Origin of the sequence: Azospirillum agricola, from assembly GCF_020005195.1 — a bacterium.
In the GTDB taxonomy this organism is placed as follows: Bacteria; Pseudomonadota; Alphaproteobacteria; order Azospirillales; family Azospirillaceae; genus Azospirillum; species Azospirillum agricola.
Window position 1 is genome coordinate 1,265,343 of record NZ_JAIFZR010000005.1, and the last position, 22,268, is coordinate 1,287,610.

A 22,268-nucleotide genomic window follows, 5' to 3' on the forward strand; every position below is an offset into this window, starting at 1 on the left:
CTCCCCGGCGTTTTTCTTTGGCCGGCAAAAGCACTCCTTCCGGCCATCGAATCGCGGGCCGGGGGGGCGGGTTGATCCAGCGCAATGCTCCTGCGGCATTCCGCCGCCATAGTGGCCCCACGCGCCCCTCCCATGTTGCTGCGGGCGTCTGCGCCCAACCGGCCCCCAACCGGCCGCCGCAGGTACCCGACGGGAAGGCGAGGGAATGAGCACGGTCACGGAAACGCCGAAGGTCAAGAAGCGCACCGCGCAGTCGCTGTTTCTCAAGCAGTCCAAGGTCTACCCGAAATCCGTCCACGGCCGCTTCCGCCGGATCAAGTGGGCGGCGCTGGCCGCCATGCTGGCGCTCTACTACATCCTGCCCTGGATCCGTTGGGACCGCGGGCCGGGCGCGCCCGACCAGGCGGTGCTGCTCGACATCGAGCACCGGCGCTTCTACCTGTTCTTCATCGAGCTGTGGCCGCAGCAGATCTACTACCTGACCGGCGCCCTGATCCTGGCGGCGCTGGCCCTGTTCCTGGCGACCTCGCTGGCCGGGCGGGTGTGGTGCGGCTACGCCTGCCCGCAGACCGTCTGGACCGATCTGTTCGTCTGGGTCGAGCATCTGGTGGAGGGGGAGCGCGGCGAGCGCATCCGGCTCGACCAGGGCAAATGGACGGCGCGGAAGCTGGGCCGCAAGCTGGCGAAGAACGCCATCTGGCTCGGCATCGCGCTGGCCACCGGCGGCGCCTGGATCTTCTACTTCACCGACGCGCCGACGCTGCTCGGCCAGCTGGCCCGTTTCGAGGCGTCCTCGACCGCCGTCGGCTTCATCGCGCTGTTCACCGGCACCACCTGGCTGCTGGCCGGCTTCGCGCGCGAGCAGGTCTGCACCTACATGTGCCCGTGGCCGCGCTTCCAGTCGGCGATGATCGACGAGGACAGCCTGATCGTCACCTACCAGGAATGGCGCGGCGAGGGCCGCGCGCCGCTGCGCAAGTCGCAGGGCTGGGAGGAACGCGAGGCCGCCGGCCTGGGCGACTGCATCGACTGCTTCAACTGCGTCCAGGTCTGCCCGGCGGGGATCGACATCCGCGACGGGTTGCAGATGCAGTGCATCGGCTGCGGGCTGTGCGTCGACGCCTGCGACGAGATCATGACGAAGATCGGCCGCCCGACCGGGCTGGTCACCTTCGACACCCAGACCCGGCAGAGCGCGCTGACCGCCGGCGACACGCCGCCGGCCCACCGGCTGCTGCGCCCGCGGGTGATCGTCTACGCGCTCGGCATGCTGGTGGTGGGCGGCGCCATCGTCGTCGGGCTGGCCCTGAAGCCGGGGCTGGACATCAGCGTCCTGCGCGACCGCGCGCCGCTTTATGTCGCGCTGGCCGACGGGTCGGTGCGCAACGCCTACACCTTCAAGATCGCCAACATGACCCGCGACCCGCGCGACTACGCGCTGACCGTGGAGGGGCTGGCCGGCGCCACCCTCGCCGTCGCCGGAGAGGGGCAGGAGGAGCGGGCCGTCAGCCGGCGGCTGAGCGCCGCCCCCGACCTGGTCGCCACCTATCGCATTTTCGTGACAGCGCCGCGCACCGCCTTGCAGGCGCCGTCGCAGCCGCTCACCCTCACCCTCACCTCGGCCAACGGGGAGACCGCGTCCTACCGGACGGTCTTCATGGGGCCGACCAACTGACCGATTCGTGATACGGTCCCGCGCACCGAAGGCCCAAGCGAGCATGACCATGACCTCGACCACCGGAAACCGCCCCACCCGCATGCCCCGCCAGCCGGGCTGGTACATCCCCTGGCTCTTCGTCGCCTTCTTCGGGGTGGTGATCGCGGTGAACGGCGTGATGCTGCATTTCGCCTTCTCCTCCTGGACCGGGGTGGAGACCGAGGGCCACTTCATGAAGGGCCTGAACTACAACGACGATCTGGCCGGCGCCCGCGCCCAGGCGGAGCGCGGCTGGAAGGTCGACACCGAGTTCACCAGCACCGAGCCGCGCAAGGCGCTGGTCGCCCTGACCCTGCACGACAAGTTCGGCAACCTGCTGAAGGACGCCACGGTCACCATCTCGCTGATCCGCCCGACCAGCCAGGGGCACGACCTATCCATGGAACTGCCCTATCTGGGCGAGGGCCGCTACGCGGCGCCGGTCGAGGTCGCGCTGGAGGGGCAGTGGGATCTGCGGGTGGTGATCCAGCACGCGACCGGCGACTACCAGAGCCAGAAGCGCGTCTGGGTGCAGTGACCCGGCCGCCGATCTCCGCGCTCTGCGATTCTATTGGCGCTGCTTTTCCGGGCGCTGTTTTTTCCGGGTGATGTGACATGACCGTCTGCCTCCATTGCGGGCAGGAGCACGCCGAGGCCGCGGGCACCACCGCGTCCGACGGCGCCGGCCCTTTCTGCTGCACCGGCTGCGCCGCCGCCTACGACCTCGTGCGCGGGCTCGGGCTGGAGCGCTACTACGACCGCCGCAGCGTCGATCCCGCCGCGCGGCCGCTGCGCCCCGACGACGACGCCCCGTCCATCGACTACACCCAGCACGCGCGCGAGGCGGAGAACGGCAGCCGCAGCCTGCATCTGATGATCGATGGGCTGCAATGCGCGGCCTGCGTCTGGCTGATCGAGACGGCGCTCGGCCGCCAGCCCGGCGTGGCGCAGGCGCGGCTGAACATGACGACGCGGCGCCTGACCGTCCGCTGGAACCCGGACGAGACCGACGCCAACGCCGTGGTCGGCACGGTGAGCCGGCTCGGCTATCGCGCGGTGCCCTTCGACCCCGAACGGCTCGGCACCGCCCAGCAGAAGACCGAGAAGGAGCTGCTGCGTTCGATGGCGGTGGCCGGCTTCGCCATGGGCAACGTCATGCTGCTGTCGGTGTCGGTGTGGGCCGGGCACAGCCAGGGCATGGGCACCGCCACCCGCGACCTGATGCACTGGATCTCGGCGCTGATCTGCATGCCGGCCATCGCCTACGCCCTGCGGCCCTTCGCGCGCTCGGCCTTCGCGGCGCTGCGGCGCGGACGCACCAACATGGACGTGCCGATCACCATCGGCGTCATCATGACGACGGGCATGAGCCTGTTCGAGACGATCAACAGCGGGCCGCACGCCTATTTCGACGGCTCGGTGATGCTGCTGTTCTTCCTGCTGATCGGACGCTACCTCGACCAGCGCGCGCGCGGCCGGGCACGCTCGGCGGGGGAACAGCTGCTGGGGCTGCGCGCCAACGCGGTCACCGTGCTGCGCGCCGACGGCACCAGCGCCGTGGTGACGCCCGAGCAGGTGGCGCCCGGCAGCGTCATCCTGGTCGCGGTCGGCGAGCGCATCCCGGTGGACGGCCGGGTGGTGGAGGGCGTGTCCGACCTCGACACCGGCCTGATCACCGGCGAGACGGTGCCCGGCACCGCGCGGCCCGGCGACCAGGTCTTCGCCGGCATGCTGAACCTGACCGCACCGCTGCGGCTGACCGTCTCGGCGGTCGGCGAGGGCACGCTGCTGGCCGAGATCGTCCGCCTGATGGAGGTGGCCGAGCAGGGCCGCGCCAAATACGTCGCCATCGCCGACCGGGTGTCGCGCCACTACGCCCCGGTGGTGCATGTGACGGCGCTCGGCACCTTCATCGGCTGGACCCTGCTGATGGACGCGCCCTGGCAGGTCGCGATGATGAACGCGGTCGCCGTGCTGATCATCACCTGCCCCTGCGCGCTGGCGCTGGCGGTGCCGGTGGTGCAGGTGATCGCCAGCGGCCGGCTGATGCGGCAGGGCACCCTGCTGAAAAGCGCCACCGCGCTTGAGCGGCTGGCCACGATCGACACCGTGGTGTTCGACAAGACCGGCACCCTGACCGAGGGGCGGCCGGTGCCGCAGCTCGACGGCATCCCCGAGCCGGAGCTGCGTCTGGCCGCCGCGCTGGCCGGGGCCAGCCGCCACCCGCTGGCGCGCGCGCTGGCCGCGGCGGTGCCGGGCGTGCCGGTCGCGGCGGGGGTGCGCGAGATTCCCGGCGCCGGTCTGGCCTGCGACACCACCGATGGCGAGGTGCGGCTGGGCAGCCGCCGCTTCACCGGCGCTCCGCTCGACGCCGAGGACGGGGCCGGGCCGGAGATGTGGCTGGCGCGCCCCGGCGCCGAGCCGCGGCGCTTCGTCTTCCTCGACGCTCCGCGTCCGGACGCGGCGGCGGTGGTCGCGGCGCTGAAGGCGCGCGGGCTGGAGATCCGGCTGCTGTCGGGCGACCGGCGCGGCGCGGTGGCCTCGGTCGCCGAGCGGCTCGGCATCGCCGACTGGCGGGCGGAGCAGACCCCGGCCGACAAGACCGCCGTCCTGGCCGAGCTGGCCGGGCAGGGGCGCACCGTGCTGATGGTCGGCGACGGGCTGAACGACGCCCCGGCGCTGGCGGCGGCGGCGGTGTCGATGTCGCCTTCGACCGCGGTGGACGTCAGCCAGACCGCCGCCGACGTGGTGTTCCAGGGCCGGCGACTGCGGCCGATCGTGGAATCGGTCGAGGTGGCACGGCGCTCTGGCCGGCTGGTGCGGCAGAATTTCGCCATCGCCCTGGTCTACAACCTGTTCGCGGTGCCGCTGGCGGTGGCCGGCCTGCTGACTCCCCTCCTGGCGGCCTTGGCGATGTCGTCGTCGTCGCTTATCGTCATTCTCAACGCGCTGCGGCTGGCCCGCGGCGCCGTGGTCAAGGATTTGGGTGATGGACGAGCTTCTCTATCTGATCGGGATCGCGGTCAGTCTGGGCGGTCTGGGTCTGGCGGCGTTTCTGTGGGCGCTGAAGTCCGGCCAGTTTGAGGATCTCGACGGGGCGGCCCACCGCGCCCTGTTCGACGACGACGCGGCGGCCCCGACGTCCAAGAGCACGCCCGAGCGTCAATAAGCCTTTCGTCCGTATGGGCAAAGGAAGGGCCGGATCGAACGAAGGTTGCGATTCCGTACGATTGCACCCAATATGACCTCCATGCACGATGAGAGGCTGGGTGCATCCATGCCACCGTTCGATATGGGCCGCGCCCGGGACAAGGGCGCCGCGACGGAAATGAACCCCTGCGGGGCCTGTCCCGTGCGCAGCCTGACCGTCTGCGCCGCGCTGGACCCCGAGGAACTGCGCCGTCTGGCCGACATTCTCCAGACGGTGCGTCACGACGCCGGCCACACGCTGTTCAGCGAGGGCGACGGCGCCGACGCGCTCTACAACGTCACGTCGGGCACGGTGAAGCTCTACAAGCTGCTGCCCGACGGGCGCCGCCAGATCACCGGCTTCCTCGTCACCGGGGATTTCCTCGGGCTGGCGGTCAACGACAGCTACGCCTACACCGCCGAAACCGTCACCAGCTCGTCGCTCTGCCGCTTTCCGCGCAAGAAGATCGACGCGCTGATGGACGAGTTCCCCAAGATGCAGCGCCGCCTGTTCTCCATGGCGTCGAACGAGCTGGCGGCGGCGCAGGACCAGATGCTGCTGCTCGGCCGCAAGACGGCGAAGGAGAAGATCTGCTCCTTCCTGCTGATGCTGTCGCAGCGCGCGGCGCGGCGCGGCCACAAGGAGAACCCGGTGTTCGTGCCGATGAGCCGGGCCGACATCGCCGATTACCTGGGGCTGACGACCGAGACGGTCAGCCGCACCTTCACCCAGCTGAAGACCGCTGGCGTCATCTCGCTCCAGGAAGGCAACAAGGTGCTGATCGCCGACCTCGACGCCATGTACGATCTGGCCGAGGGAAGCTGAGGTCATCCGGAAGAGGCGTCCGGCTGGGTGCCTGCTTTTTGAGATATTCGTCATGACCGGCCTTGGCCCGGTCATCCACGAGCAACCACTTCTGCACGATTTGCGGCCGTGGATGCCCGGCGCAAGGCCGGGCATGACGCGTGAGCGGCTGTGTGTGGTTGTCTTTGCGCGCGCCCCTACCGCCGCACGGGGCGCAGTTCGTGCAGCAGCCACACCAGCGTCGAGACGACCAGGATCGCGCCGGCCTGATGGGCGGCGGCGACCGGAATCCACACCACCGTCAGCAGGGTCGCGATGCCGAGCCCGATCTGCACGAGAACCATCGCGCCGGCCGCCAGAGCCGCCGCACCGGCGCGGCCGGGCAGGCGGGCGAGCAGCACGCGGGCCGCCAGCAGCAGCACGGCCAGCCCGCCCAGCAGCGCCAGCGTCCGGTGGATGAGCTGGATCGCCGCGGTGTTCTCGAACGGGTTGTGCCACCAGGGCGTCAGCGTGCCGATCTCCGGCGGGATGAGGTGCCCCTCCATCAGCGGAAAGCTGTTGTAGGCGTAGCCGGCGCGCGAGCCGGCGACGAAGGCGCCCCAGACGATGGTGACGGCGACCAGCCCCAGCGCCCAGCGGGCATGGCGGCGCAAGCCGGCCGCCTCGGGGCGCCAGCCGGCCAGCGGCAGCGGGTCGAACAGCCCGAGCGCCGTGCGCAGCAGCAGCCCATAGATCAGGATCGCCATGCCGAGATGCAGCGCCAGCCGGTAATGGCTGACGTTGGGCTGGTCGACCAGCCCGCTCTTGACCATGAACCAGCCGATCACCCCCTGGAGACCGCCCAGCAGGAACAGTCCGGCCAGCTTCGGCCACAGGTCGGGGGCGATGCGGCCCTGGATCCAGAAGCGCAGGAAGGGGATCAGGAAGACGAAGCCGATCAGCTGCCCCCACAGCCGGTGGAACCACTCCCACCAGAAGATCTCCTGGAAGCCGGCCAGATCCATGCGGTTGTTGAAGATGCGGAATTCCGGCGTGCCCTTGTACAGGTCGAACACGCGGTTCCATTCCGCTTCCGACAGCGGCGGCAGAATGCCGATCAGCGGCTTCCATTCGACCATCGACAGGCCGGATTCGGTCAGCCGGGTGATGGCGCCGATCACCGCCATCGCCAGCACCATGGCGGCGCAGACGACGAGCCACCAGGCGATGGGGCGGTCGGAGGGCGGGGAATGGGCCGGGGTGCGGGCGAGGTCGGAGGCGAACGCGGTCAAGGCGGCAATCCGGAGCGCAGCGGTGGGGCGTTCGCCACTGTGGGGCCAAGCGGCGCCCGCGTCAAATCCCCGCATCGCATCCGGATCGCCCTGCCCTCCGGTCTACAGTGACGGACCGGGGCCTCGTTCAGGCGGAGCCGTCCTCGGTGGTGACGCCGCCGCGGGCCTGCGGATCGACCTGCCCTTGGAACAGCGCCGATTCGGCGGCGCGACGGGCGACGAGGCCGGGCAGCTTGGTGTGCACGCCGTTGACGGTGGCGTAGACCCAGCGGCCGAACTGGCCGGCGGCTCCGTCATAGTCGCCTGTGTTCAGCAGCTTGAGCAGGGTGGAGGAGGCCAGACTGCCGCTGCCGAGGTTGAACACGAAGGAGGCGAGCGCGCCGCGCTGGTCGGGAGTCAGGGCCACCCTGACCAGCCCGTCCACCTGACCGGCGGCGGCGGTGAGGTCGGCGGACAGGAAGGCCTCCGCCTGGGCGGGGGTGATGGTCTCGCCCATGACGACGCCGGCGGTGTGGCCGTAACCGATGGTCGCCACCCCGGCCGGGCAGCGGTAGGCGGACAAGTAGAGCCCTTCGAAATGCTTCACCAGATCGACGGCGGCTTGGCACGCGGGCGTGATGGTCATGTTCCGGCCTCCCAATGGTTCTTGCGGGAGGGGCATTGCCGCACACCCGCTTTAGGAGTCGATCATACGATGGTGCGTCGGGATTCGAGAGAATTTCTGCCGAAAACCATTCAATGAAGCGAGTGCCGTCCGTCGATGGAGCGCGGTCCTACCGGGGTGGGTCCTGGATTATCCCGAACAGGAGGAACAGGGCGAAGAGCAGCGCGACCAACCCGGCGATGGTGGTGAATTCCAGCAACGCCTCGGTCAGCCACAGCGCGCGCTCCTGGGGATCGGTTTGGTCGTTGCTCATCGATGGCGCCTCCACGCCGTAACGTCGTTTGAATGATAAAATTTTAGGAAATTGCGGATCATTTGGCTGTGATGGCGGTCACAGGGGGTGGTCACAGGGGGGGCGCGCAGGGGCGGCTGCCCGTCGAAGGCCGGCCCATCCGCCGGCCCGAGGGGCGGGAGACTGTGATTCTTTTCAGAAGCCCGGTCATCGGCAGCCACCGCAGCCGGCTGGAAATGCCAAGGGGCGCAAGGGCTTGGCCGGGAGATGAGGAGATGTTTTCCGGCATTCGCGTCAAAATTCGAAACGAGCCTCTTGAATCCAAAACGGGGTTCTATTAGCTGTCTGGCACTCGCCGAGGGGGAGTGCTAACACAATCCCGCCGGCCAACCGTTCCCAAGACCAAGCCTTGATTCAAGGAGCCATCCCATGAAGTTCCGCCCGCTGCACGACCGTGTCGTCGTCAAGCGTCTGGAGTCCGACACCAAGACCAAGGGTGGGATCATCATCCCCGACACGGCCAAGGAAAAGCCGCAGGAAGGCGAGATCATCGCCGTCGGTCCGGGTGCCCGTGACGAGGCCGGCAAGGTCGTGGCGCTGGACGTCAAGGCCGGCGACCGCATCCTGTTCGGCAAGTGGTCCGGCACCGAAGTGAAGATCGAAGGCGTCGATTACCTGATCATGAAGGAATCCGACATCATGGGCGTCATCGAGGCCTGAAGACCTCCGCCCATCCTTCTCTTCGACATTCGACATTCAGAGGAATCGAGACATGGCTGCCAAAGACGTTAAGTTCGGCCCCTCCGCGCGCGAAAAGCTGCTGCGTGGCGTCGACATCCTGGCCGACGCGGTGAAGGTCACGCTCGGCCCGAAGGGCCGCAACGTCGTGATCGAGAAGTCCTTCGGCGCCCCGCGCATCACCAAGGACGGCGTGTCGGTCGCCAAGGAAATCGAGCTGGCCGACAAGTTCGAGAACATGGGCGCCCAGATGGTCCGCGAGGTCGCCTCGAAGACCAACGATCTGGCCGGTGACGGCACCACCACCGCCACCGTGCTGGCTCAGGCCATCGTCCGCGAAGGCGTGACCAAGGTCGCCGCCGGCCTGAACCCGATGGACCTGAAGCGCGGCATCGACATCGCCGTCGCCACCGTCGTCGCCGACATCCAGGCCCGCGCCAAGAAGGTCACGACCAACGACGAGATCGCCCAGGTCGGCACCATTTCCGCCAACGGCGAGGCCGAGATCGGCAAGATGATCGCCCAGGCGATGGAGCGCGTCGGCAACGAGGGCGTCATCACGGTGGAAGAGGCCAAGAGCCTGGACACCGAGCTGGACGTCGTCGAGGGCATGCAGTTCGACCGCGGCTACCTGTCGCCGTACTTCATCACCAACGCCGACAAGATGATCGCGGATCTCGAGAATCCGTACATCCTGCTGCACGAGAAGAAGCTGTCGGGCCTGCAGCCGCTGCTGCCGGTTCTGGAGGCCGTCGTCCAGTCCTCGCGTCCGCTGCTGATCATCGCCGAGGACATCGAGGGCGAGGCGCTGGCCACGCTGGTGGTCAACAAGCTGCGCGGCGGCCTGAAGATCGCCGCCGTCAAGGCTCCGGGCTTCGGTGATCGCCGCAAGGCGATGCTGGAGGACATGGCCATCCTCACCGGCGGCCAGGTCATCTCGGAAGACCTCGGCATCAAGCTCGAGAACGTCACGCTCGACATGCTGGGCACCGCCAAGAAGGTCGTGATCTCCAAGGAGAACACCACCATCGTCGACGGCGCCGGCCAGAAGGCCGACATCGAGGCCCGTTGCGGCCAGATCCGCGCCCAGGTCGAGGAGACCACCTCGGACTACGACCGCGAGAAGCTCCAGGAGCGTCTGGCCAAGCTGGCCGGCGGCGTCGCGGTCATCCGCGTCGGCGGCGCGACCGAGGTCGAGGTGAAGGAGCGCAAGGACCGCGTTGACGACGCCATGCACGCCACCCGCGCCGCGGTGGAAGAGGGCGTGGTCGCCGGTGGCGGTTCGGCCCTGCTGTACGCCGGCAAGGCGCTGGACAAGCTGGTCCCGGTCAACGACGAGCAGCGCGTCGGCATCGACATCATCCGCCGCGCCCTCCAGGCGCCGGTCCGTCAGATCGCCTACAACGCCGGCACCGACGGTTCGATCGTCGTCGGCAAGCTGCTCGAGCAGGCCGACACCAACTACGGCTACGACGCCCAGAAGGGTGAGTTCACCGATCTGGTCGCCGCCGGCATCATCGATCCGGTGAAGGTGGTCCGCACCGCCCTTCAGGACGCGGCCTCGATCGCCGGCCTGCTGATCACCACCGAGGCGATGATCGCCGAGAAGCCGGAGAAGAAGGCTGCTCCGGCCGGCATGCCGGGCGGCATGGGCGGCATGGACGACATGGGCTTCTAATAGGAAGTCCACGGCGTTCCGACGCTTTGGTTCGGAAGGGGGCGCCCTCGCGAGGGGGCGCCCCTTTTCCATGCCGGACCGCGGTTTCACGGCTGGCTTTCCCAGCCGCCTTTCCCGAAAGTCAAGCCGAACTCCGGCTTGCTTTGACGGGGGCGCCTCCCAATAATCCCGCCTCCACGCCGGGTCCCAGATCGGGGCCGCGGTCGCTAGACTGTTTTTTACGAGGGCCTTTTCATGCGCTCCTTCGAGGGCCAGCATTCCGACAACGTCGCCATCAAGCGCACCCGCGAGGAGAAGCAGCGCCAGCTGGCGCAGCTCAAGGAGCAGCTTGCGACGCTGAAGTCCCACGCGGCCCCCGCCATCCGCGAAGCGCTGGTGAAGCGCGTCGCCGAACTCGACGCCGAACTGCGCCAGCCCCCCAAGCCGCCGCGCGAAAGCCGCGAGGACAGCCCGCGCCCCCGCCGCGAGACGCGCGCCAGCGTGTACCGCAGCGACGACACCGGGCCGGGAGCGCAGTCGAGTGGCCCCACCGCCGCCTCCGTCTTCGCCTCGCCGCGCCGCCGCAGCTGACCCTGCCATGAGCACCGACCGCGCCGTCCCGCCGACCGCCGCACGCCGCCTGATCGACCAGGCCTGGCTGCTGATGATGCTGCCGCCCCTGTTCTGGGCGAGCAACGCGGTCATGGGGCGGGCGGTCGCCGGCGCCGTTCCTCCGATCGGTCTGGCCTTCTGGCGCTGGGTGCTCGGCACGCTGATCGTGCTGCCCTTCGCCTGGCCGCATCTGCGCCGGGACGCGGCGGCGCTGCGGGCGCGCTGGCCGGCCGTGCTGCTGCTGGGCACGCTCGGCATCGGCATGTTCAACACCTTCCAGTACATCGCGCTGAACTCGACGACGGCGCTCAACGCCGTGATGCTCCAGTCCTCGATGCCGGTGATGATCGTGCTGATGAGCTTCCTCCTGTTCCGCGACCGCGTGCGGCCGGCGCAGGGGGTTGGCATCGTCGTCTCGCTGGCCGGCGCCCTGACGCTGATCTCCCACGGCGACCCGGCCGCTCTGCTGGGCTTGAGCCTGAACGCCGGCGACCTGTGGATGCTGACCGCCATCGCCGTCTACGCCGCCTACACCACGCTGCTGCGCCGCAAGCCGGTGGTGCACGGCTTCAGCTTCATTCTGGTCACCTTCGCCATCGGCGCGGTGGAACTGCTGCCCTTCTACATCTGGGAAAGCCTGACCCAGCGCCCGGTGGAGGCGACGGCGACCACCTTCCTGGCGGTCGGCTACGTCGCGCTGTTCCCGTCCATCGTCGCCTATCTCTGCTTCAACCGCGTGGTCGAGCTGGTCGGCGCCAACAGCGCCGGCCTGACCATTCATCTGGTGCCGGTCTTCGGCAGTCTGCTGGCGGTGCTGTTCCTCGGCGAACAGCCGCATCTTTATCACGGGATCGGCATCGCGCTGATCGCCACCGGCATCGCGCTCGCCACCCGGCGCCGTGCTTGAGACTTTCCTTTCCTTCCAGATATTTGTGCTTGCCGGACGACATTTTGTAATCGCGATGCGGTCCGACCCTTGCGCCGGATCGGCAAGTTCAGACATGGATTTGCCAACCTTCTCCCTTGATAACCACCATTTATCTTCTGGTCTTTTCTTCGTATTTCGTTAAGGATGCAGGAACAGTTTGGTTGGCCGTCGGGTGGTGACTTGGCCGTTTCGTGACGCGCGTACTATCGAACGAGGATCTTGGATCACCACCCTCACGGATATTATCCCCGATATCCCATTTGCCACCCGCGCTATCCCTCCTTCAGGAAGCCAAGACACGGGCAACGCCACTAGACTGTGGGCATGACGGTGGTTCGATGAACCGGAGAACCACCAAGACCTCAACCCGGCCCCGCGCCGGATGCCCCTTGTGTGGTGGAGGGCCGTTCTGATGCTCACGCAAACCGCTTGCCTCGTTCACATCGTCGACGGCGATCTCCCGACCCGCAGCACCCTGGCGCGGGCGCTGGGTGCCGCCGGCATCGCCTGCCGGGTCCACAGCACGGGCGCCGACGCGCTGACGGTGCTGGGCACCGCCTCCGCCTGCCTGGTCATCCGCAGCAGCCTGCCCGACATGACCGCGCGGGAACTGATGGCCGAAGCCGCCTTGCAGGGCCACGACCTGCCGGTGCTGGTCGTCACCGACCAGGGCGACGTCGAGGCGGCGGTCGGCGCGATGAAGGCCGGCGCCCTCGACTGCCTCGCCCACCCCTTCACCACGGGCACCTTCCTGGAGCGGGTGCGCGCCTGCCTCGCCAGCGAGAACCCGCAGGCCCAGCAGCGCGACCGCGGCCGCGACGCCTCGCGCCGGCTGGGCCTGCTGAGCCGCCGGGAGTCCGAGGTGCTGCGCCTGATCGTCGAGGGCAAGCAGAGCAAGACCATCGCCTGGGAGCTCGGCATCAGCATCAAGACCGTCGAGGTCCACCGCGCCCGCATCATGGAGAAGACCGGCTGCCGGTCGATCGTCGGGCTGGGGCGGCTCTGGGAGGCGGCGGAGATGCTGCGCGCCCGCAACCTTCCCTGGCCGGTTCCGTCCAGCCTGCCGTCGATGGCCGCCATGGTCGAGATGGGTGCCCCCTGAGTTGCGGCCCTTCCCGCGCCCGGCGTTTCCGGCCGGGCGGGCGGGAAGGACATCAGGCCGCCTGCGGCTTTGCCGCATCCGGGAGCCGGCTATCGCTTGGGTTCGGACGGCGGGTGGACGTACACTCCCTTCCCGTTGACCCACGCCGCGTCTCCAGGAGCGTTCTTTCGATGCTGCCCGACCATTGCCATCATCGAATCGACGTCGCCTCGGCCGCTGATGCCGTGGCGGCGCGGGATCTCGCCGCGGCGCTGGCCGAGAACGTGCTGTCGGCGGCGGAGGCGGAACGTCTCGACGCCGTGGTCGGCGCGCTGGCCGGCCATGTCCTGGCGCGGTCCGGCGGGATGCTGCTGCTGCGCCGTTGGGGCCGGCGGGAGGGGGTGGAATGCCTCGCCTGCGACCGCGACACCGGGGCGGACGCCTCCCCCGACAGCGACGGCGTGACGCTGGCCCGCGCGCGCGCCGACCGTTTCGCCGCCCACGCCACGCCCGGCGTCGGCCTGACCATTCTGGCGCGGGTGCTGCGGCCGGGCTGCTCCGACGAGCCGGCCGTCGGCGCTCCGGCCATCGCCGGGGTCGCGATGCTGCCGAAGCCGGGTGCCGCGGCCTGCGCCGATGGCTGGGTCCTGCGCAGCACGGCTGGCGCGGATGGAACTGGCAGCGGGGTCGCCCTGCTGGTGGACGGCGCGGAAGGGGCCGGCGCCCTGGCCCGCCGCGCCGAGGCGGTGGTCGCCGCGACGGCGCCCGGCCTGTCGCCGCAGATGGTGATCGGCGCCATCCGGCGGGACGCCGGCGAGGGCGCGGACGTGACGGCGGCGGTCCTGCGGTTCGACGCCGATTCGGTGGATTACACCGCGCTCGGCACGGTGGCCGGCGCGGTGGTGCGGCGGCACCATGTCACCTCGCTGGCGGCGCGCTGGGCGATGGTGGGCTACAACCCCCAAATGCCGGCCAGCGTGCATCTGCTGTGGCAACCGGGCGACCATGTCGTCCTGCACAGCGACGGCTGCGCCCGCCTGCCGGTCCTGTTCATCGAGCGCGGCCTGCACGACGTCGATCCAACCCTGGCGGCGGCCGTCCTGCTGCGCGACGGCGCGACGCAGGACGACGACCGCACCGTCATTGTCCTGCGCAACATCGCCGGAGCCGTCCAGCGGGATTGAGCGGCGGGCCGGGCGGCGGGCTGGACGGGCGGGGTTGGGCGCTTCCGGGCCTCAGTCGGACCGGGCGTTCAGACCCGGCGCAACGTTGGTCCAGCCCCCCGGCGCCGCCGGCGTGACCGTGGCCATCGGCCCGGCGAGCGCGCCGCCGCCCAGACCCAGCAGCCGTTCGGCCGCCTGGGCGCATTGGCTGCGCAGTTCCGGCACCGCCGTCATTTCCCAGAAGGGCGCCTTGCTGACCGGCCCGAGCGCGAAGAGCCGCGGGACGGCCTGCCCGTCGGCGCCGATCACCGCCCCGTCCATCGTCACGTCGAGCCCCAGACGCAGCGGATCCGGCCGCGCCAGCCCATGGTCGAGCAGCGCCCGCACCAGCGGGTGGCGGATTCGGCCGTAATCGCAGTTGGTGCCGGTGGCGTTGATCAGCGCCGCCGCCGGCAGATGGTGCGGCGTCTCGCCGCCGCGCGCCGCCACCTGGATGTTCAGACCCTGTTGGTCGTCGGTCAGCGCGACGTCGCGCAGGCGGCCGGCCAGGATGCGCAGGCGGCCGTCGGCCCGCGCGGCGTCGATGCGGTCGGCCACCTCCGGCGCCATGCGGTGGCGGTGGACCTCCCAGAAGGGGCGGGCGTGCCGCAGGAAGCGGCGGCGCTCCTCCATCGGCAGATGCGCCCAGATGCGGTGATGGTGCGGGCGCAGCGCGTCGAAGGCCGCGCGCCAGTCGAAACCGGCCGCCTCGGCGCGCCGGGCGTCGCCCTTCAGCGCGATCAGCACGTCGAGCACGGTGCTCGGCAGCACGTCGGGGTGGAGGAAGGACTTGTAGGGCCGCGCCTCCTGGTGGCGGTGCGGCAGCAGGCCGCGGCGCGACACCGCGGTGATCGGTCCGCGATGCTCCTGGTCGAGCAGGGTCGACACCGTGTCGACCATGGTCAGGCCGGTGCCCAGGATGACCACCGGGGCGTCGCGGTCGATGCGGGCGATGGCGCCGAGATCCCAGGGGTCGCCGATGAAGCGCTCCGACGCGAAGGCGGCGCCGGCGGTCTCCGATTCGAGGAACGGTGGCGAGGGCGGGAAATTGCCGATGCACAGCACCGCGTCGTCGACCGTCAGCCGGCGGCCGTCGCCGAGCTGGACATGGACGCGCCCGCCGTCGGGCCGCAGATCCACCGCCTCGCCGCGGATCAGGCGCAGCCGGGCCTGGGGGGAGGCGTTCGCCTCGGCCTCGGCCAGCACGTCCTTGATGTAGGCGCCGTACAGCGCGCGCGAGACGAAGGCGTGCCCGCTCGGCGGGACATGGCCGTCGCCCTCGCGGCTCCACAGCCAGCGCAGGAAATGGCGCGGGTCGTCGGGGTAGGCGCTCATGTTGTAGGCGCGCACGTTCAACAGGTGCGTGCTGTTGGAGGTCGAATAGGCGAGGCCGGTGCCGTGGCAGCCGCCGCACTCGATCAGATGGACGGCGGTCGGCGCTTCGGCGTTGCGCAGCAGATGGGCGGCCAGAACGCTGCCGGTGAAGCCGGCGCCGATGATCGCGATGCTGCGTTCGGCTGGCGCTGCGAGGGGATGGGCACGGTGGGGCTGTGCAGGCATCACGGTCATCCGTCCTTCCACGAGGGTTTGGCCAAAGGCTTGGCCAAGAGGGTTCGGGAAAAAGACCGGCCGTTGGCGTCCCGCTGGCGTCGAGAGGGGCGCGTCGGCCGCGTGTCTGCTCGTTCCGCTTGTTAAGCGGATCTTTACCACAGGCGTGGAGCGCGCGCCAACTGTGGAGCGTCCGGACGGAAAACGCAAGATGCTGTGCGGAATTGTTTCCGCACAGTCTTGTAGGTTTGTAGATTTATGGCGCCCCGAGCGTCGGGCGGAGCGTCAGCGCCAGCGTCCGCCGTGGCCTCCGTGCGGTCCGCCCCAGCCATGCCGGTGTCCATAGCCGTAGCCGCGGCCGTATCCGGGGCCGCCATAGCCGTAATGGCCGCGGAAGACCACGGTCGGCGGCGGCGCGTACAGCGGCGGAGCGACCACGACCGGCGCGCTGTAGGTCGGGTAGGCGGGATAGGCCGCGTAGGGATCGTAGGCGACGCAGCCGGTCAGGGACAGCAGCAGGGAGGACAGGAGGGCGACGCGGACGGTGCTCATGGTCGTGGACCTTGAAAGGGCGGAAGCGCCATGCAGGAGACAACACGTCCGCCGCCCCGCTTATTCCACGCCTCTTCCCGAACGGATCGATCGCTGAATCGGATCGATGAAACAAGAACTATGAATTTCCGATATCCGGCGGAGCGGTCCATCCTGCGGATCGGCACGTCCCGTTCAACAGAAGGAAGGTTCCGTTCCATGAAGGCCATCGGATACCACCGGCCCCTGCCCATCGCCGAGGCCGATTCCCTGATCGACACCGTTATCGACACGCCGACCCCGACCGGCCGCGACTTGCTGGTGCGGGTGGAGGCGGTGTCGGTCAATCCGGTGGACGTCAAGCTGCGCGGCGGCGTCGCCCCCGCCGACGGTGCCCTGCGGGTGCTCGGCTTCGACGCCGCCGGCACGATCGAGGCGGTCGGGCCGGAGGTCACCGGCTTCCGGCCGGGCGACACGGTGTTCTACGCCGGCGCCATCGACCGGCCCGGCACCAACAGCGAGTTCCATCTGGTCGACGAGCGCATCGTCGGCCCGAAGCCGAAGAGCCTGGGCTTCGCCGAGGCCGCCGCCCTGCCGCTGACCGCCATCACCGCCTGGGAAATGCTGTTCGACCGGCTGGGTCTGGTGCGCGGCGGCGAGGCGGGGCGGTCGCTGCTGATCGTCGGCGGGGCCGGCGGCGTCGGCTCGATGGCGATCCAGCTCGCGCGAAAACTGACCGGCATCCGCGTCATCGCCACCGCGTCGCGTCCGGAGACGGCGGCCTGGGTGCGCGGGCTGGGCGCGCACGACGTGATCGACCACAACGGCTCGATGCCCGAGCAGATCCGCGCCCTGGGCTTGAGCGGCGTCGAGGCGGTCTTCTCGACCAACGCGACCGACCGGCATTTCCCCGCCCTGGTCGAGATCGTGGCGCCGCAGGGCCGCATCGGCCTGATCGACGACCCGGCCCCCATCGACGTCCGGCTGCTGAAGCGCAAGAGTGTTTCGCTGCATTGGGAGCTGATGTTCACCCGCTCGCTGTTCCAGACCGCCGACATCGCCGAGCAGCGCGCGCTGCTGGCCGAGGTGTCGCGGCTGGTCGATGACGGGACGCTGCGCACGACGCTGACCGAGACGCTCGGCCGGATCGACGCGGCGACCCTGCGCCGGGCGCACGCGCTGATCGAGAGCGGCACGGCGCGCGGCAAGATCGTCCTCGCCGGCTTCTGAGCCCGGAGATCCGCGCTCAGGCTGCTTCCTGGGACGACACGACCAGCGTCGGGCCCTGGGAAGGGCCCTGGGAGGAGCGGGGCAGTTTCATCGCCGACAGGCTGTCGGTGATGAAGCCGACCAGCGGTTCGGCCAGCCGGCGGTTGCGGGGGGTCTCGCCGAAGATGGCCATCTCGACCTCGCCCAGTTCGGGCAGGCCATCCTCGGGGCCGAGCCGGCGTGCGTCCTCGGGCACCGAGGATTCGCTCAGCACCGCCACCCCCAGCCCGGCGCGGACGGCGGCCTGCACCCCCATGACGCTGGCGCTGGTGTAGACCACCCGCCAGGGCCGCCCGGCCTCGCCGAGCGCCGCCAGCCCACGGTTGCGGAAGACGCAGGGCGCCGGCAGGGCGCAGAAGGGCAGCGGCGCGTCGGGGGACAGCTCCAGCGTCGGGGCGGCGACCCACCGCAGCGGTTCCCGCCAGATCGCCCGGCCGCGCGTCTCGCCGGCGTCGCGGCGCGAGATCACGAGGTCGAGGTCGCCGGACTCCAGCCCCTCGACCAGATCGCCGCACAGCCCGACGCGCACGTCGATGTGCAGGCGCGGGTGGATTTTGGTGAACTGGCGCAGCACGCGCGGCAGATGGTCCGACAGGAAATATTCGGCGACGCCCAGCCGGAGTTCGCCCTCCGCCGCCGGTTCGGTGAAGCGGCGCACCGTTTCGTCGTTCAGCTCCAGCATCCGGCGGGCGTAGCCCAGCAGCAGCTCCCCGTCATGGGTGATGGCGAGCGAGCGGCTGGTGCGGTCGAAGACCCGGCGGCCCAGCATGTCCTCAAGCTTCTTGATCTTGACGCTGACCGCCGACTGGGTGCGGCCCAGCCGGTCGGCCGCCGCCGTGAAGCCGCCGGCCTCGGCCACCGTCACGAAGGCCCGCAGCGCGTCGATGTCGAGATCGGGAAGCGGCATCGTCAACCATTCCATGCCTGAATTGATAATGGGCAGTCTATCCGGAGTTCGCATGGATGGCGAGCGGTCCGACCGGTGTTGGTGGACGTTACGGTATCGACAGGGAGCGTCACGCTCCCCAAGACAAGCACCGGCACATCGGTTCGGGAGGTTCCACCATGACCCACAGCGTGACCCACAGACTGTTCCTCGCCTCCGCTCTGGCCGCCGCCGCCCTGCTGGCCGGCTGTCAGTTTCCCGGCGTCGAGAGCCCGCGCCAGACCGCCGCGCTGACTCCGCCCCCGGCCCCGCGCCCGCCGCCGGAGGAGCGCGGCATCTGGATCGTCGGCAGCCCGGCCCTGCGCGGCCCGGTCCAGGACGCGGCGGCGAAGTTCGGCGGCGGGCCGGACACGCGGCCCCGGTTGGTGGCGGGCGGCACGGCAGCGGGTTTCCGCGCCTTCTGCGCCGGGGTCGGGCTGGAGCATCCCGACATGGTGGCGGCGGACCGTCCGGCGACGGCGGCGGAGATCAAGCGCTGCCGCGCCAAGGGCATCACCTTCAGCGAGTACGACCTGGGGCCGAAGCGGTTCCTCTATGTGAAGGACGCCCATCTCGGCGCCGTGCCGGGCGTGCGGGACTTCGTCGGAAGCTGGGGCGTGCCGGGCAAGCCGGTGAGCGACCCGACCACGGGAAGCTGAGCGCCCGTCACGGGTCGCGCCGGACGATGGCGACGACGTAGCGGCAGGGGCCGGGGCCGGGGTTGGCGAAGACGCAGTCCTCGGGCGGCCCCAGCCGCAGGCAGTCCCCGGCGGCCATCGCGTAGAGCGCCGTTCCCTGATGGAAGTGCAGCGTCCCTTCGACGACCAGGATCTGCTGGTCGCCGATCATGCGGTAGGCCGCCGCCGGATAGGCGACCTCGGCCCCCGCCGGCAGGTCGCCCCAGACCAGTTCCAGCGGTCCGCCGCCGGGAGCCGGCGGGGTCAGGGCGCGCCGCTGGAAGCCGGTCGCCGGGTCGATCCAACGCTCCTGCTCCGCCAGCCGCGCGAGTTGCCCCCCGCCCCCTTCGGCGCTGGCCAGCAGTTGCGACAGGGTGACGCCGAACGCGGCGGAGAGGCGGCCGAGCAGGGCGGCCGTCGGGCTGCTCTCCTCCCGCTCGATCTTGCTGATCATGGCGCGCGAGACCCCCGACCGTGTGGACAGGTCGGCGAGCGACCAGCCGCGCCTTTCCCGCTCGATCCGGATCCGCTCCGCCAGACGCCGTTCGAGTTCGTCAAATTCAGTGGACATTCATCCACTATAGTGGATTCATGGGGCGAACGCCATCCCTTCCCCGTTTCCGGAAGTCCGCATCATGAGCATCCGCATCCGTCCCGCCGAAGAGGCCGATCTCCCGACCATCCTCGCCATCACCAACGACGCCATCCTCAACACCACCGCCGTGTGGAGCCTGACGCCCGCCACCCTGGAGACGCGCCGGGCCTGGCTGGAGGAACGGCGCTCGAAGAACTTTCCCGTCCTCGTCGCCGAAGGAGGTGGCGCGGTTCTCGGTTTCGCCTCCTTCGGTGATTTCCGGCCCTGGGAGGGCTATCGGCACAGCGTCGAGAACTCGATCTACATCGCCGCCGGGCAGCGCGGGCGCGGCCTTGGCCGGACGCTGCTGGGCGCCCTGCTGGACGAGGCGGCGCGCCAGGGCAAGCATGTGATGGTCGCCGGAATCGAGGCGGGGAACGAGGCGTCGATCTGCCTGCACGCCGCCTTCGGCTTCGTCGAGACCGGGCGGCTGCGGCAGGTCGGGCGGAAGTTCGACCGCTGGCTCGACCTCGTGTTCATGCAGCGGACGCTGGGGGCGTGACAAGGTCGGCCGGAATTCAGCCGGCGGCGAACAGGTCGCCTTCGGACGGGCCGCCGGTCGCGTCGCCTCCATTGGAGTTGGCGTGGGGATCGGCGTTGGGATCGCCCAGCGCGGTTTCCCAGCCCAGCGCCGGCAGGCCGATGGCGCGGGTGTTGCCCAGCCCGCTGCGCGTCGCGATGAAACCGCGCTGCTCCATGTAGGTCAGCAGCCGGCGCCCGCGCCCCTTCGATCGGCTGCCGCAGGCCCGCGCCACCTCGGCGTCGGACGGGCAGGGCGTGTGGTCGAGCGCGGCGCGGGCCAGCAGCAGGAAGACCGGCTGGATGTCCTCGGTCAGGGTGGCGGCGACGGCCAGCGCCCGGCCCCAGGCGGGATCGTCGCCCGCGCCGTCCGCCGCCCCGGCGCGCGCGGCGGTCAGCTTGCGGCGGAAGGCAGGCAGGGCCAGACGGTCGCCGTCCACCCCGCGTCCCCGGCAGCGCACCAGGAAATCCTGGTACAGCACGGCGATCGGGCGGTAGGGCGCTTCCGGATCGGCCAGCACCTCGCGCAGCACCTCCTCGTACCGGGCCTCGCGCTCGGCCGCCTGCTCGGCCGTCTCCTCCGGTTCGGGCAGCGGCAGCGGGGTTTCCTCCTCCACGGCGGCGGGCGGCGGAGCGGCGGCCCGGCCGCGCGCGAGCTGCGCCATCAGGTCGGCGCTGGCCGAGGTCGAGGGGCGGCGCACCGGGTAGCGGGCCGGCTCGTCGTCGGTGGCGGTGAAGATCAGGTCGCGCGCGTTCTCGGTCGGGGTGGCGGGCGGCGGGATCAGGGTCGGGCTGCCGGTGCGGCCCTGGGTCTCGACGGTGCCGATGCGCAGCGGCAGCGGACGCCGCGACAGGGCGGGGCCGAGCGCGATGAAATGGCCGCGCTCCAGGTCGCGGAACATCTCGGCCTGCCGGCGTTCCATGCCCAGCAGGTCGGCGGCGCGCGCCATGTCGATGTCGAGGAAGGTGCGGCCCATCAGGAAGTTGGAGGCCTCCGCCGCGACGTTCTTCGCCAGCTTGGCGAGGCGCTGGGTGGCGATCACCCCGGCCAGCCCGCGCTTGCGGCCCCGGCACATCAGGTTGGTCATGGCGCCGAGCGAGACCTTGCGCGCCTCGTCCGACACCTCGCCGGCCGCCGAGGGGGCGAAGAGCTGCGCCTCGTCCACCACCACCAGCATCGGGTACCAGCAGTCGCGGTCGGCGTCGAACAGCCCGCCCAGGAAGGCGGCGGCGGCCCGCATCTGCATCTCGGAATCCAGCCCCTCCAGGTTCAGGACGACGGAGACGCGGTGCTGGCGCACGCGGGCGGCGACGGCCTGCAAGGCGGCCTCGCTGTGCTCGTCGGCCTCGACCACGACATGGCCGAAGCGCTCGGCCAGCGTGACGAAGTCGCCCTCGGGGTCGATGATCGCCTGCTGGACCCACTGGGCGCTCTGCTCGATCAGGCGGCGCAGCAGGTGCGACTTGCCGGAGCCGGAATTGCCCTGCACCAGCAGGCGGGTCGCCAGCAGCTCCTCCAGGTCGAGCGTCGCGGCCCCGCCCGCGTTCGTCCGCCCCATGTCGATGCCGACCTTCATACCGCTCGCCTCCCGCAGACCCGAACCACCCGGTGAAGCGCCCTCCTATAGCGCAGCCGGCCCCGCCGATACGAGGATGCGATTCGCGGGTCTGCCTTTTGCCCGCCTCTGTTGCCACCGGAGAGCGAGGAAGGGGGCGGGCGGCGCTTGCGCGGCGTGGGATCTGTCCCATATCCTGTGGGGACCAAGGGGGCGCAGCTTGCGACCGCGCCCCCAGGTCCGGTCCTTACGGCATCAGATCGAGGATTTCCTTGATCAGCTGCACGATGAGGACCAGGAGTTTGAGGATCTTGCTCATCCTCGCTCTCCCTTGTCAGTGGAACGCGGGCGGTGGCCAGTCCGCCGCCCGGTTTCCACACTCCAGACGCATAGAGGCGAGTGGGCGGTTGGGCAACGGAACTTCCACTTTTCGGCGTGCTTTCCCATCCTTCGTCAATCCTTGCTGGCTCCTTCGGATGGACGCTCGCCTGCAATGATGCTGGTGAAAAACCCAGCGCGGGAGTCACGAAATTG

22 protein-coding genes are annotated in these 22,268 nt (G+C 70.1%); 14 read left to right on the forward strand and 8 right to left on the reverse strand.

Features of this window, described 5'->3' with window-relative positions; all coding sequences use genetic code 11:
* Nucleotides 1–205 precede the first annotated feature (205 nt).
* The 5 genes from ccoG to JN22_RS21025 all read left to right on the forward strand — a co-directional run bounded on the left by ccoG (nt 206) and on the right by JN22_RS21025 (nt 5,711).
* Nucleotides 206–1,675 carry a cytochrome c oxidase accessory protein CcoG gene (gene ccoG / locus JN22_RS21005; RefSeq protein ID WP_085555783.1) on the forward strand — a complete coding sequence of 490 codons (1,470 nt, stop codon included), beginning with the start codon at nt 206–208 and terminating at the stop codon, nt 1,673–1,675.
* A gap of 49 nt (nt 1,676–1,724) precedes the next feature.
* On the forward strand, nt 1,725–2,234 hold the full coding sequence (locus JN22_RS21010) for a FixH family protein (RefSeq protein WP_223677823.1): 510 nt from the start codon (nt 1,725–1,727) through the stop codon (nt 2,232–2,234).
* Between the two features lie 77 nt (nt 2,235–2,311).
* Nucleotides 2,312–4,780 carry a heavy metal translocating P-type ATPase gene (locus JN22_RS21015; RefSeq protein WP_085555785.1) on the forward strand — a complete coding sequence of 823 codons (2,469 nt, stop codon included), beginning with the start codon at nt 2,312–2,314 and terminating at the stop codon, nt 4,778–4,780.
* Nucleotides 4,740–4,865: a cbb3-type cytochrome oxidase assembly protein CcoS gene (ccoS, locus tag JN22_RS21020; RefSeq protein WP_396022006.1), complete on the forward strand. Its 126-nt coding sequence runs from the start codon at nt 4,740–4,742 to the stop codon at nt 4,863–4,865. The genes JN22_RS21015 and ccoS overlap by 41 nt, the downstream gene beginning before the upstream one ends.
* Nucleotides 4,866–5,048: 183 nt before the next feature.
* On the forward strand, nt 5,049–5,711 hold the full coding sequence (locus JN22_RS21025; protein WP_223677824.1) for a Crp/Fnr family transcriptional regulator: 663 nt from the start codon (nt 5,049–5,051) through the stop codon (nt 5,709–5,711).
* Between the two features lie 176 nt (nt 5,712–5,887).
* Here the strand turns inward: JN22_RS21025 and JN22_RS21030 are convergent, their stop codons facing one another.
* From JN22_RS21030 to JN22_RS21040, 3 genes are all read right to left on the reverse strand, one after another.
* Nucleotides 5,888–6,961, reverse strand: coding sequence for a COX15/CtaA family protein (locus JN22_RS21030; protein ID WP_085555787.1), 1,074 nt, complete (start codon nt 6,959–6,961; stop codon nt 5,888–5,890).
* Nucleotides 6,962–7,088: 127 nt separating this feature from the next.
* Nucleotides 7,089–7,586, reverse strand: a complete 498-nt coding sequence (locus tag JN22_RS21035) for a lysozyme (RefSeq protein WP_085555788.1) — start codon at nt 7,584–7,586, stop codon at nt 7,089–7,091.
* 148 nt (nt 7,587–7,734) lie between these two features.
* Entirely contained in the window at nt 7,735–7,878 is a 144-nt protein-coding gene (locus JN22_RS21040) for a hypothetical protein (RefSeq protein ID WP_179166199.1), read from the reverse strand.
* 408 nt (nt 7,879–8,286) lie between these two features.
* On the opposite strand from JN22_RS21040, the gene groES reads away from it, so the two are divergent.
* From groES to JN22_RS21070, 6 genes are all read left to right on the forward strand, one after another.
* Nucleotides 8,287–8,577, forward strand: a complete 291-nt coding sequence (groES, locus tag JN22_RS21045; RefSeq protein WP_014248860.1) for a co-chaperone GroES — start codon at nt 8,287–8,289, stop codon at nt 8,575–8,577.
* Nucleotides 8,578–8,629: 52 nt separating this feature from the next.
* Entirely contained in the window at nt 8,630–10,273 is a 1,644-nt protein-coding gene (gene groL / locus JN22_RS21050) for a chaperonin GroEL (RefSeq protein WP_085555789.1), read from the forward strand.
* Nucleotides 10,274–10,507: 234 nt separating this feature from the next.
* A complete protein-coding gene (locus JN22_RS21055) occupies nt 10,508–10,843 on the forward strand; it encodes a hypothetical protein (RefSeq protein ID WP_085555790.1) in 336 nt (111 codons plus the stop codon).
* Nucleotides 10,844–10,850: 7 nt separating this feature from the next.
* Nucleotides 10,851–11,771: a DMT family transporter gene (locus JN22_RS21060; protein ID WP_085555791.1), complete on the forward strand. Its 921-nt coding sequence runs from the start codon at nt 10,851–10,853 to the stop codon at nt 11,769–11,771.
* Nucleotides 11,772–12,204: 433 nt separating this feature from the next.
* Nucleotides 12,205–12,894, forward strand: coding sequence for a response regulator transcription factor (locus JN22_RS21065; protein WP_223677825.1), 690 nt, complete (start codon nt 12,205–12,207; stop codon nt 12,892–12,894).
* 170 nt (nt 12,895–13,064) lie between these two features.
* Complete coding sequence (locus JN22_RS21070; RefSeq protein WP_085555793.1) at nt 13,065–14,057, forward strand: hypothetical protein; 993 nt, start codon at nt 13,065–13,067, stop codon at nt 14,055–14,057.
* Between the two features lie 51 nt (nt 14,058–14,108).
* Here the strand turns inward: JN22_RS21070 and JN22_RS21075 are convergent, their stop codons facing one another.
* Both JN22_RS21075 and JN22_RS21080 read right to left on the reverse strand, forming a co-directional pair.
* Nucleotides 14,109–15,635 carry an FAD/NAD(P)-binding protein gene (locus tag JN22_RS21075; RefSeq protein WP_085557274.1) on the reverse strand — a complete coding sequence of 509 codons (1,527 nt, stop codon included), beginning with the start codon at nt 15,633–15,635 and terminating at the stop codon, nt 14,109–14,111.
* Nucleotides 15,636–15,908: 273 nt separating this feature from the next.
* Complete coding sequence (locus JN22_RS21080; protein ID WP_085555794.1) at nt 15,909–16,175, reverse strand: hypothetical protein; 267 nt, start codon at nt 16,173–16,175, stop codon at nt 15,909–15,911.
* 198 nt (nt 16,176–16,373) lie between these two features.
* Here JN22_RS21080 and JN22_RS21085 point away from each other — a divergent pair, with 198 nt between their 5' ends.
* On the forward strand, nt 16,374–17,384 hold the full coding sequence (locus JN22_RS21085) for a zinc-binding alcohol dehydrogenase family protein (protein WP_085555795.1): 1,011 nt from the start codon (nt 16,374–16,376) through the stop codon (nt 17,382–17,384).
* 16 nt (nt 17,385–17,400) lie between these two features.
* Here the strand turns inward: JN22_RS21085 and JN22_RS21090 are convergent, their stop codons facing one another.
* Complete coding sequence (locus tag JN22_RS21090) at nt 17,401–18,330, reverse strand: LysR substrate-binding domain-containing protein (protein WP_085557275.1); 930 nt, start codon at nt 18,328–18,330, stop codon at nt 17,401–17,403.
* A gap of 158 nt (nt 18,331–18,488) precedes the next feature.
* Here JN22_RS21090 and JN22_RS21095 point away from each other — a divergent pair, with 158 nt between their 5' ends.
* Nucleotides 18,489–19,007, forward strand: a complete 519-nt coding sequence (locus JN22_RS21095) for a substrate-binding domain-containing protein (RefSeq protein ID WP_085555796.1) — start codon at nt 18,489–18,491, stop codon at nt 19,005–19,007.
* Between the two features lie 7 nt (nt 19,008–19,014).
* On the opposite strand, the gene JN22_RS21100 is transcribed toward JN22_RS21095, so the two are convergent.
* Nucleotides 19,015–19,596 carry a helix-turn-helix domain-containing protein gene (locus tag JN22_RS21100; protein WP_085555797.1) on the reverse strand — a complete coding sequence of 194 codons (582 nt, stop codon included), beginning with the start codon at nt 19,594–19,596 and terminating at the stop codon, nt 19,015–19,017.
* A gap of 64 nt (nt 19,597–19,660) precedes the next feature.
* On the opposite strand from JN22_RS21100, the gene JN22_RS21105 reads away from it, so the two are divergent.
* Nucleotides 19,661–20,161 carry a GNAT family N-acetyltransferase gene (locus tag JN22_RS21105; protein ID WP_085555798.1) on the forward strand — a complete coding sequence of 167 codons (501 nt, stop codon included), beginning with the start codon at nt 19,661–19,663 and terminating at the stop codon, nt 20,159–20,161.
* Nucleotides 20,162–20,177: 16 nt separating this feature from the next.
* Here the strand turns inward: JN22_RS21105 and JN22_RS21110 are convergent, their stop codons facing one another.
* Complete coding sequence (locus tag JN22_RS21110) at nt 20,178–21,755, reverse strand: ATP-binding protein (RefSeq protein ID WP_085555799.1); 1,578 nt, start codon at nt 21,753–21,755, stop codon at nt 20,178–20,180.
* Nucleotides 21,756–22,268 lie beyond the last annotated feature (513 nt).

What these genes read in the sequence shown, in the direction of transcription:
- JN22_RS21080 (WP_085555794.1), bottom strand. Translation starts at nt 16,175, where the DNA reads ATGAGCACCGTCCGCGTCGCCCTCCTGTCCTCCCTGCTGCTGTCCCTG.
- JN22_RS21075 (WP_085557274.1), bottom strand. Translation starts at nt 15,635, where the DNA reads ATGCCTGCACAGCCCCACCGTGCCCATCCCCTCGCAGCGCCAGCCGAA.
- JN22_RS21065 (WP_223677825.1), top strand. Translation starts at nt 12,205, where the DNA reads ATGCTCACGCAAACCGCTTGCCTCGTTCACATCGTCGACGGCGATCTC.
- groL (WP_085555789.1), top strand. Translation starts at nt 8,630, where the DNA reads ATGGCTGCCAAAGACGTTAAGTTCGGCCCCTCCGCGCGCGAAAAGCTG.
- JN22_RS21100 (WP_085555797.1), bottom strand. Translation starts at nt 19,596, where the DNA reads ATGTCCACTGAATTTGACGAACTCGAACGGCGTCTGGCGGAGCGGATC.
- JN22_RS21085 (WP_085555795.1), top strand. Translation starts at nt 16,374, where the DNA reads ATGAAGGCCATCGGATACCACCGGCCCCTGCCCATCGCCGAGGCCGAT.
- JN22_RS21090 (WP_085557275.1), bottom strand. Translation starts at nt 18,330, where the DNA reads ATGCCGCTTCCCGATCTCGACATCGACGCGCTGCGGGCCTTCGTGACG.
- JN22_RS21070 (WP_085555793.1), top strand. Translation starts at nt 13,065, where the DNA reads ATGCTGCCCGACCATTGCCATCATCGAATCGACGTCGCCTCGGCCGCT.
- JN22_RS21105 (WP_085555798.1), top strand. Translation starts at nt 19,661, where the DNA reads ATGAGCATCCGCATCCGTCCCGCCGAAGAGGCCGATCTCCCGACCATC.
- JN22_RS21095 (WP_085555796.1), top strand. Translation starts at nt 18,489, where the DNA reads ATGACCCACAGCGTGACCCACAGACTGTTCCTCGCCTCCGCTCTGGCC.
- JN22_RS21055 (WP_085555790.1), top strand. Translation starts at nt 10,508, where the DNA reads ATGCGCTCCTTCGAGGGCCAGCATTCCGACAACGTCGCCATCAAGCGC.
- JN22_RS21010 (WP_223677823.1), top strand. Translation starts at nt 1,725, where the DNA reads ATGACCTCGACCACCGGAAACCGCCCCACCCGCATGCCCCGCCAGCCG.
- groES (WP_014248860.1), top strand. Translation starts at nt 8,287, where the DNA reads ATGAAGTTCCGCCCGCTGCACGACCGTGTCGTCGTCAAGCGTCTGGAG.
- JN22_RS21110 (WP_085555799.1), bottom strand. Translation starts at nt 21,755, where the DNA reads ATGAAGGTCGGCATCGACATGGGGCGGACGAACGCGGGCGGGGCCGCG.
- JN22_RS21015 (WP_085555785.1), top strand. Translation starts at nt 2,312, where the DNA reads ATGACCGTCTGCCTCCATTGCGGGCAGGAGCACGCCGAGGCCGCGGGC.
- JN22_RS21035 (WP_085555788.1), bottom strand. Translation starts at nt 7,586, where the DNA reads ATGACCATCACGCCCGCGTGCCAAGCCGCCGTCGATCTGGTGAAGCAT.
- ccoG (WP_085555783.1), top strand. Translation starts at nt 206, where the DNA reads ATGAGCACGGTCACGGAAACGCCGAAGGTCAAGAAGCGCACCGCGCAG.
- JN22_RS21040 (WP_179166199.1), bottom strand. Translation starts at nt 7,878, where the DNA reads ATGAGCAACGACCAAACCGATCCCCAGGAGCGCGCGCTGTGGCTGACC.
- JN22_RS21060 (WP_085555791.1), top strand. Translation starts at nt 10,851, where the DNA reads ATGAGCACCGACCGCGCCGTCCCGCCGACCGCCGCACGCCGCCTGATC.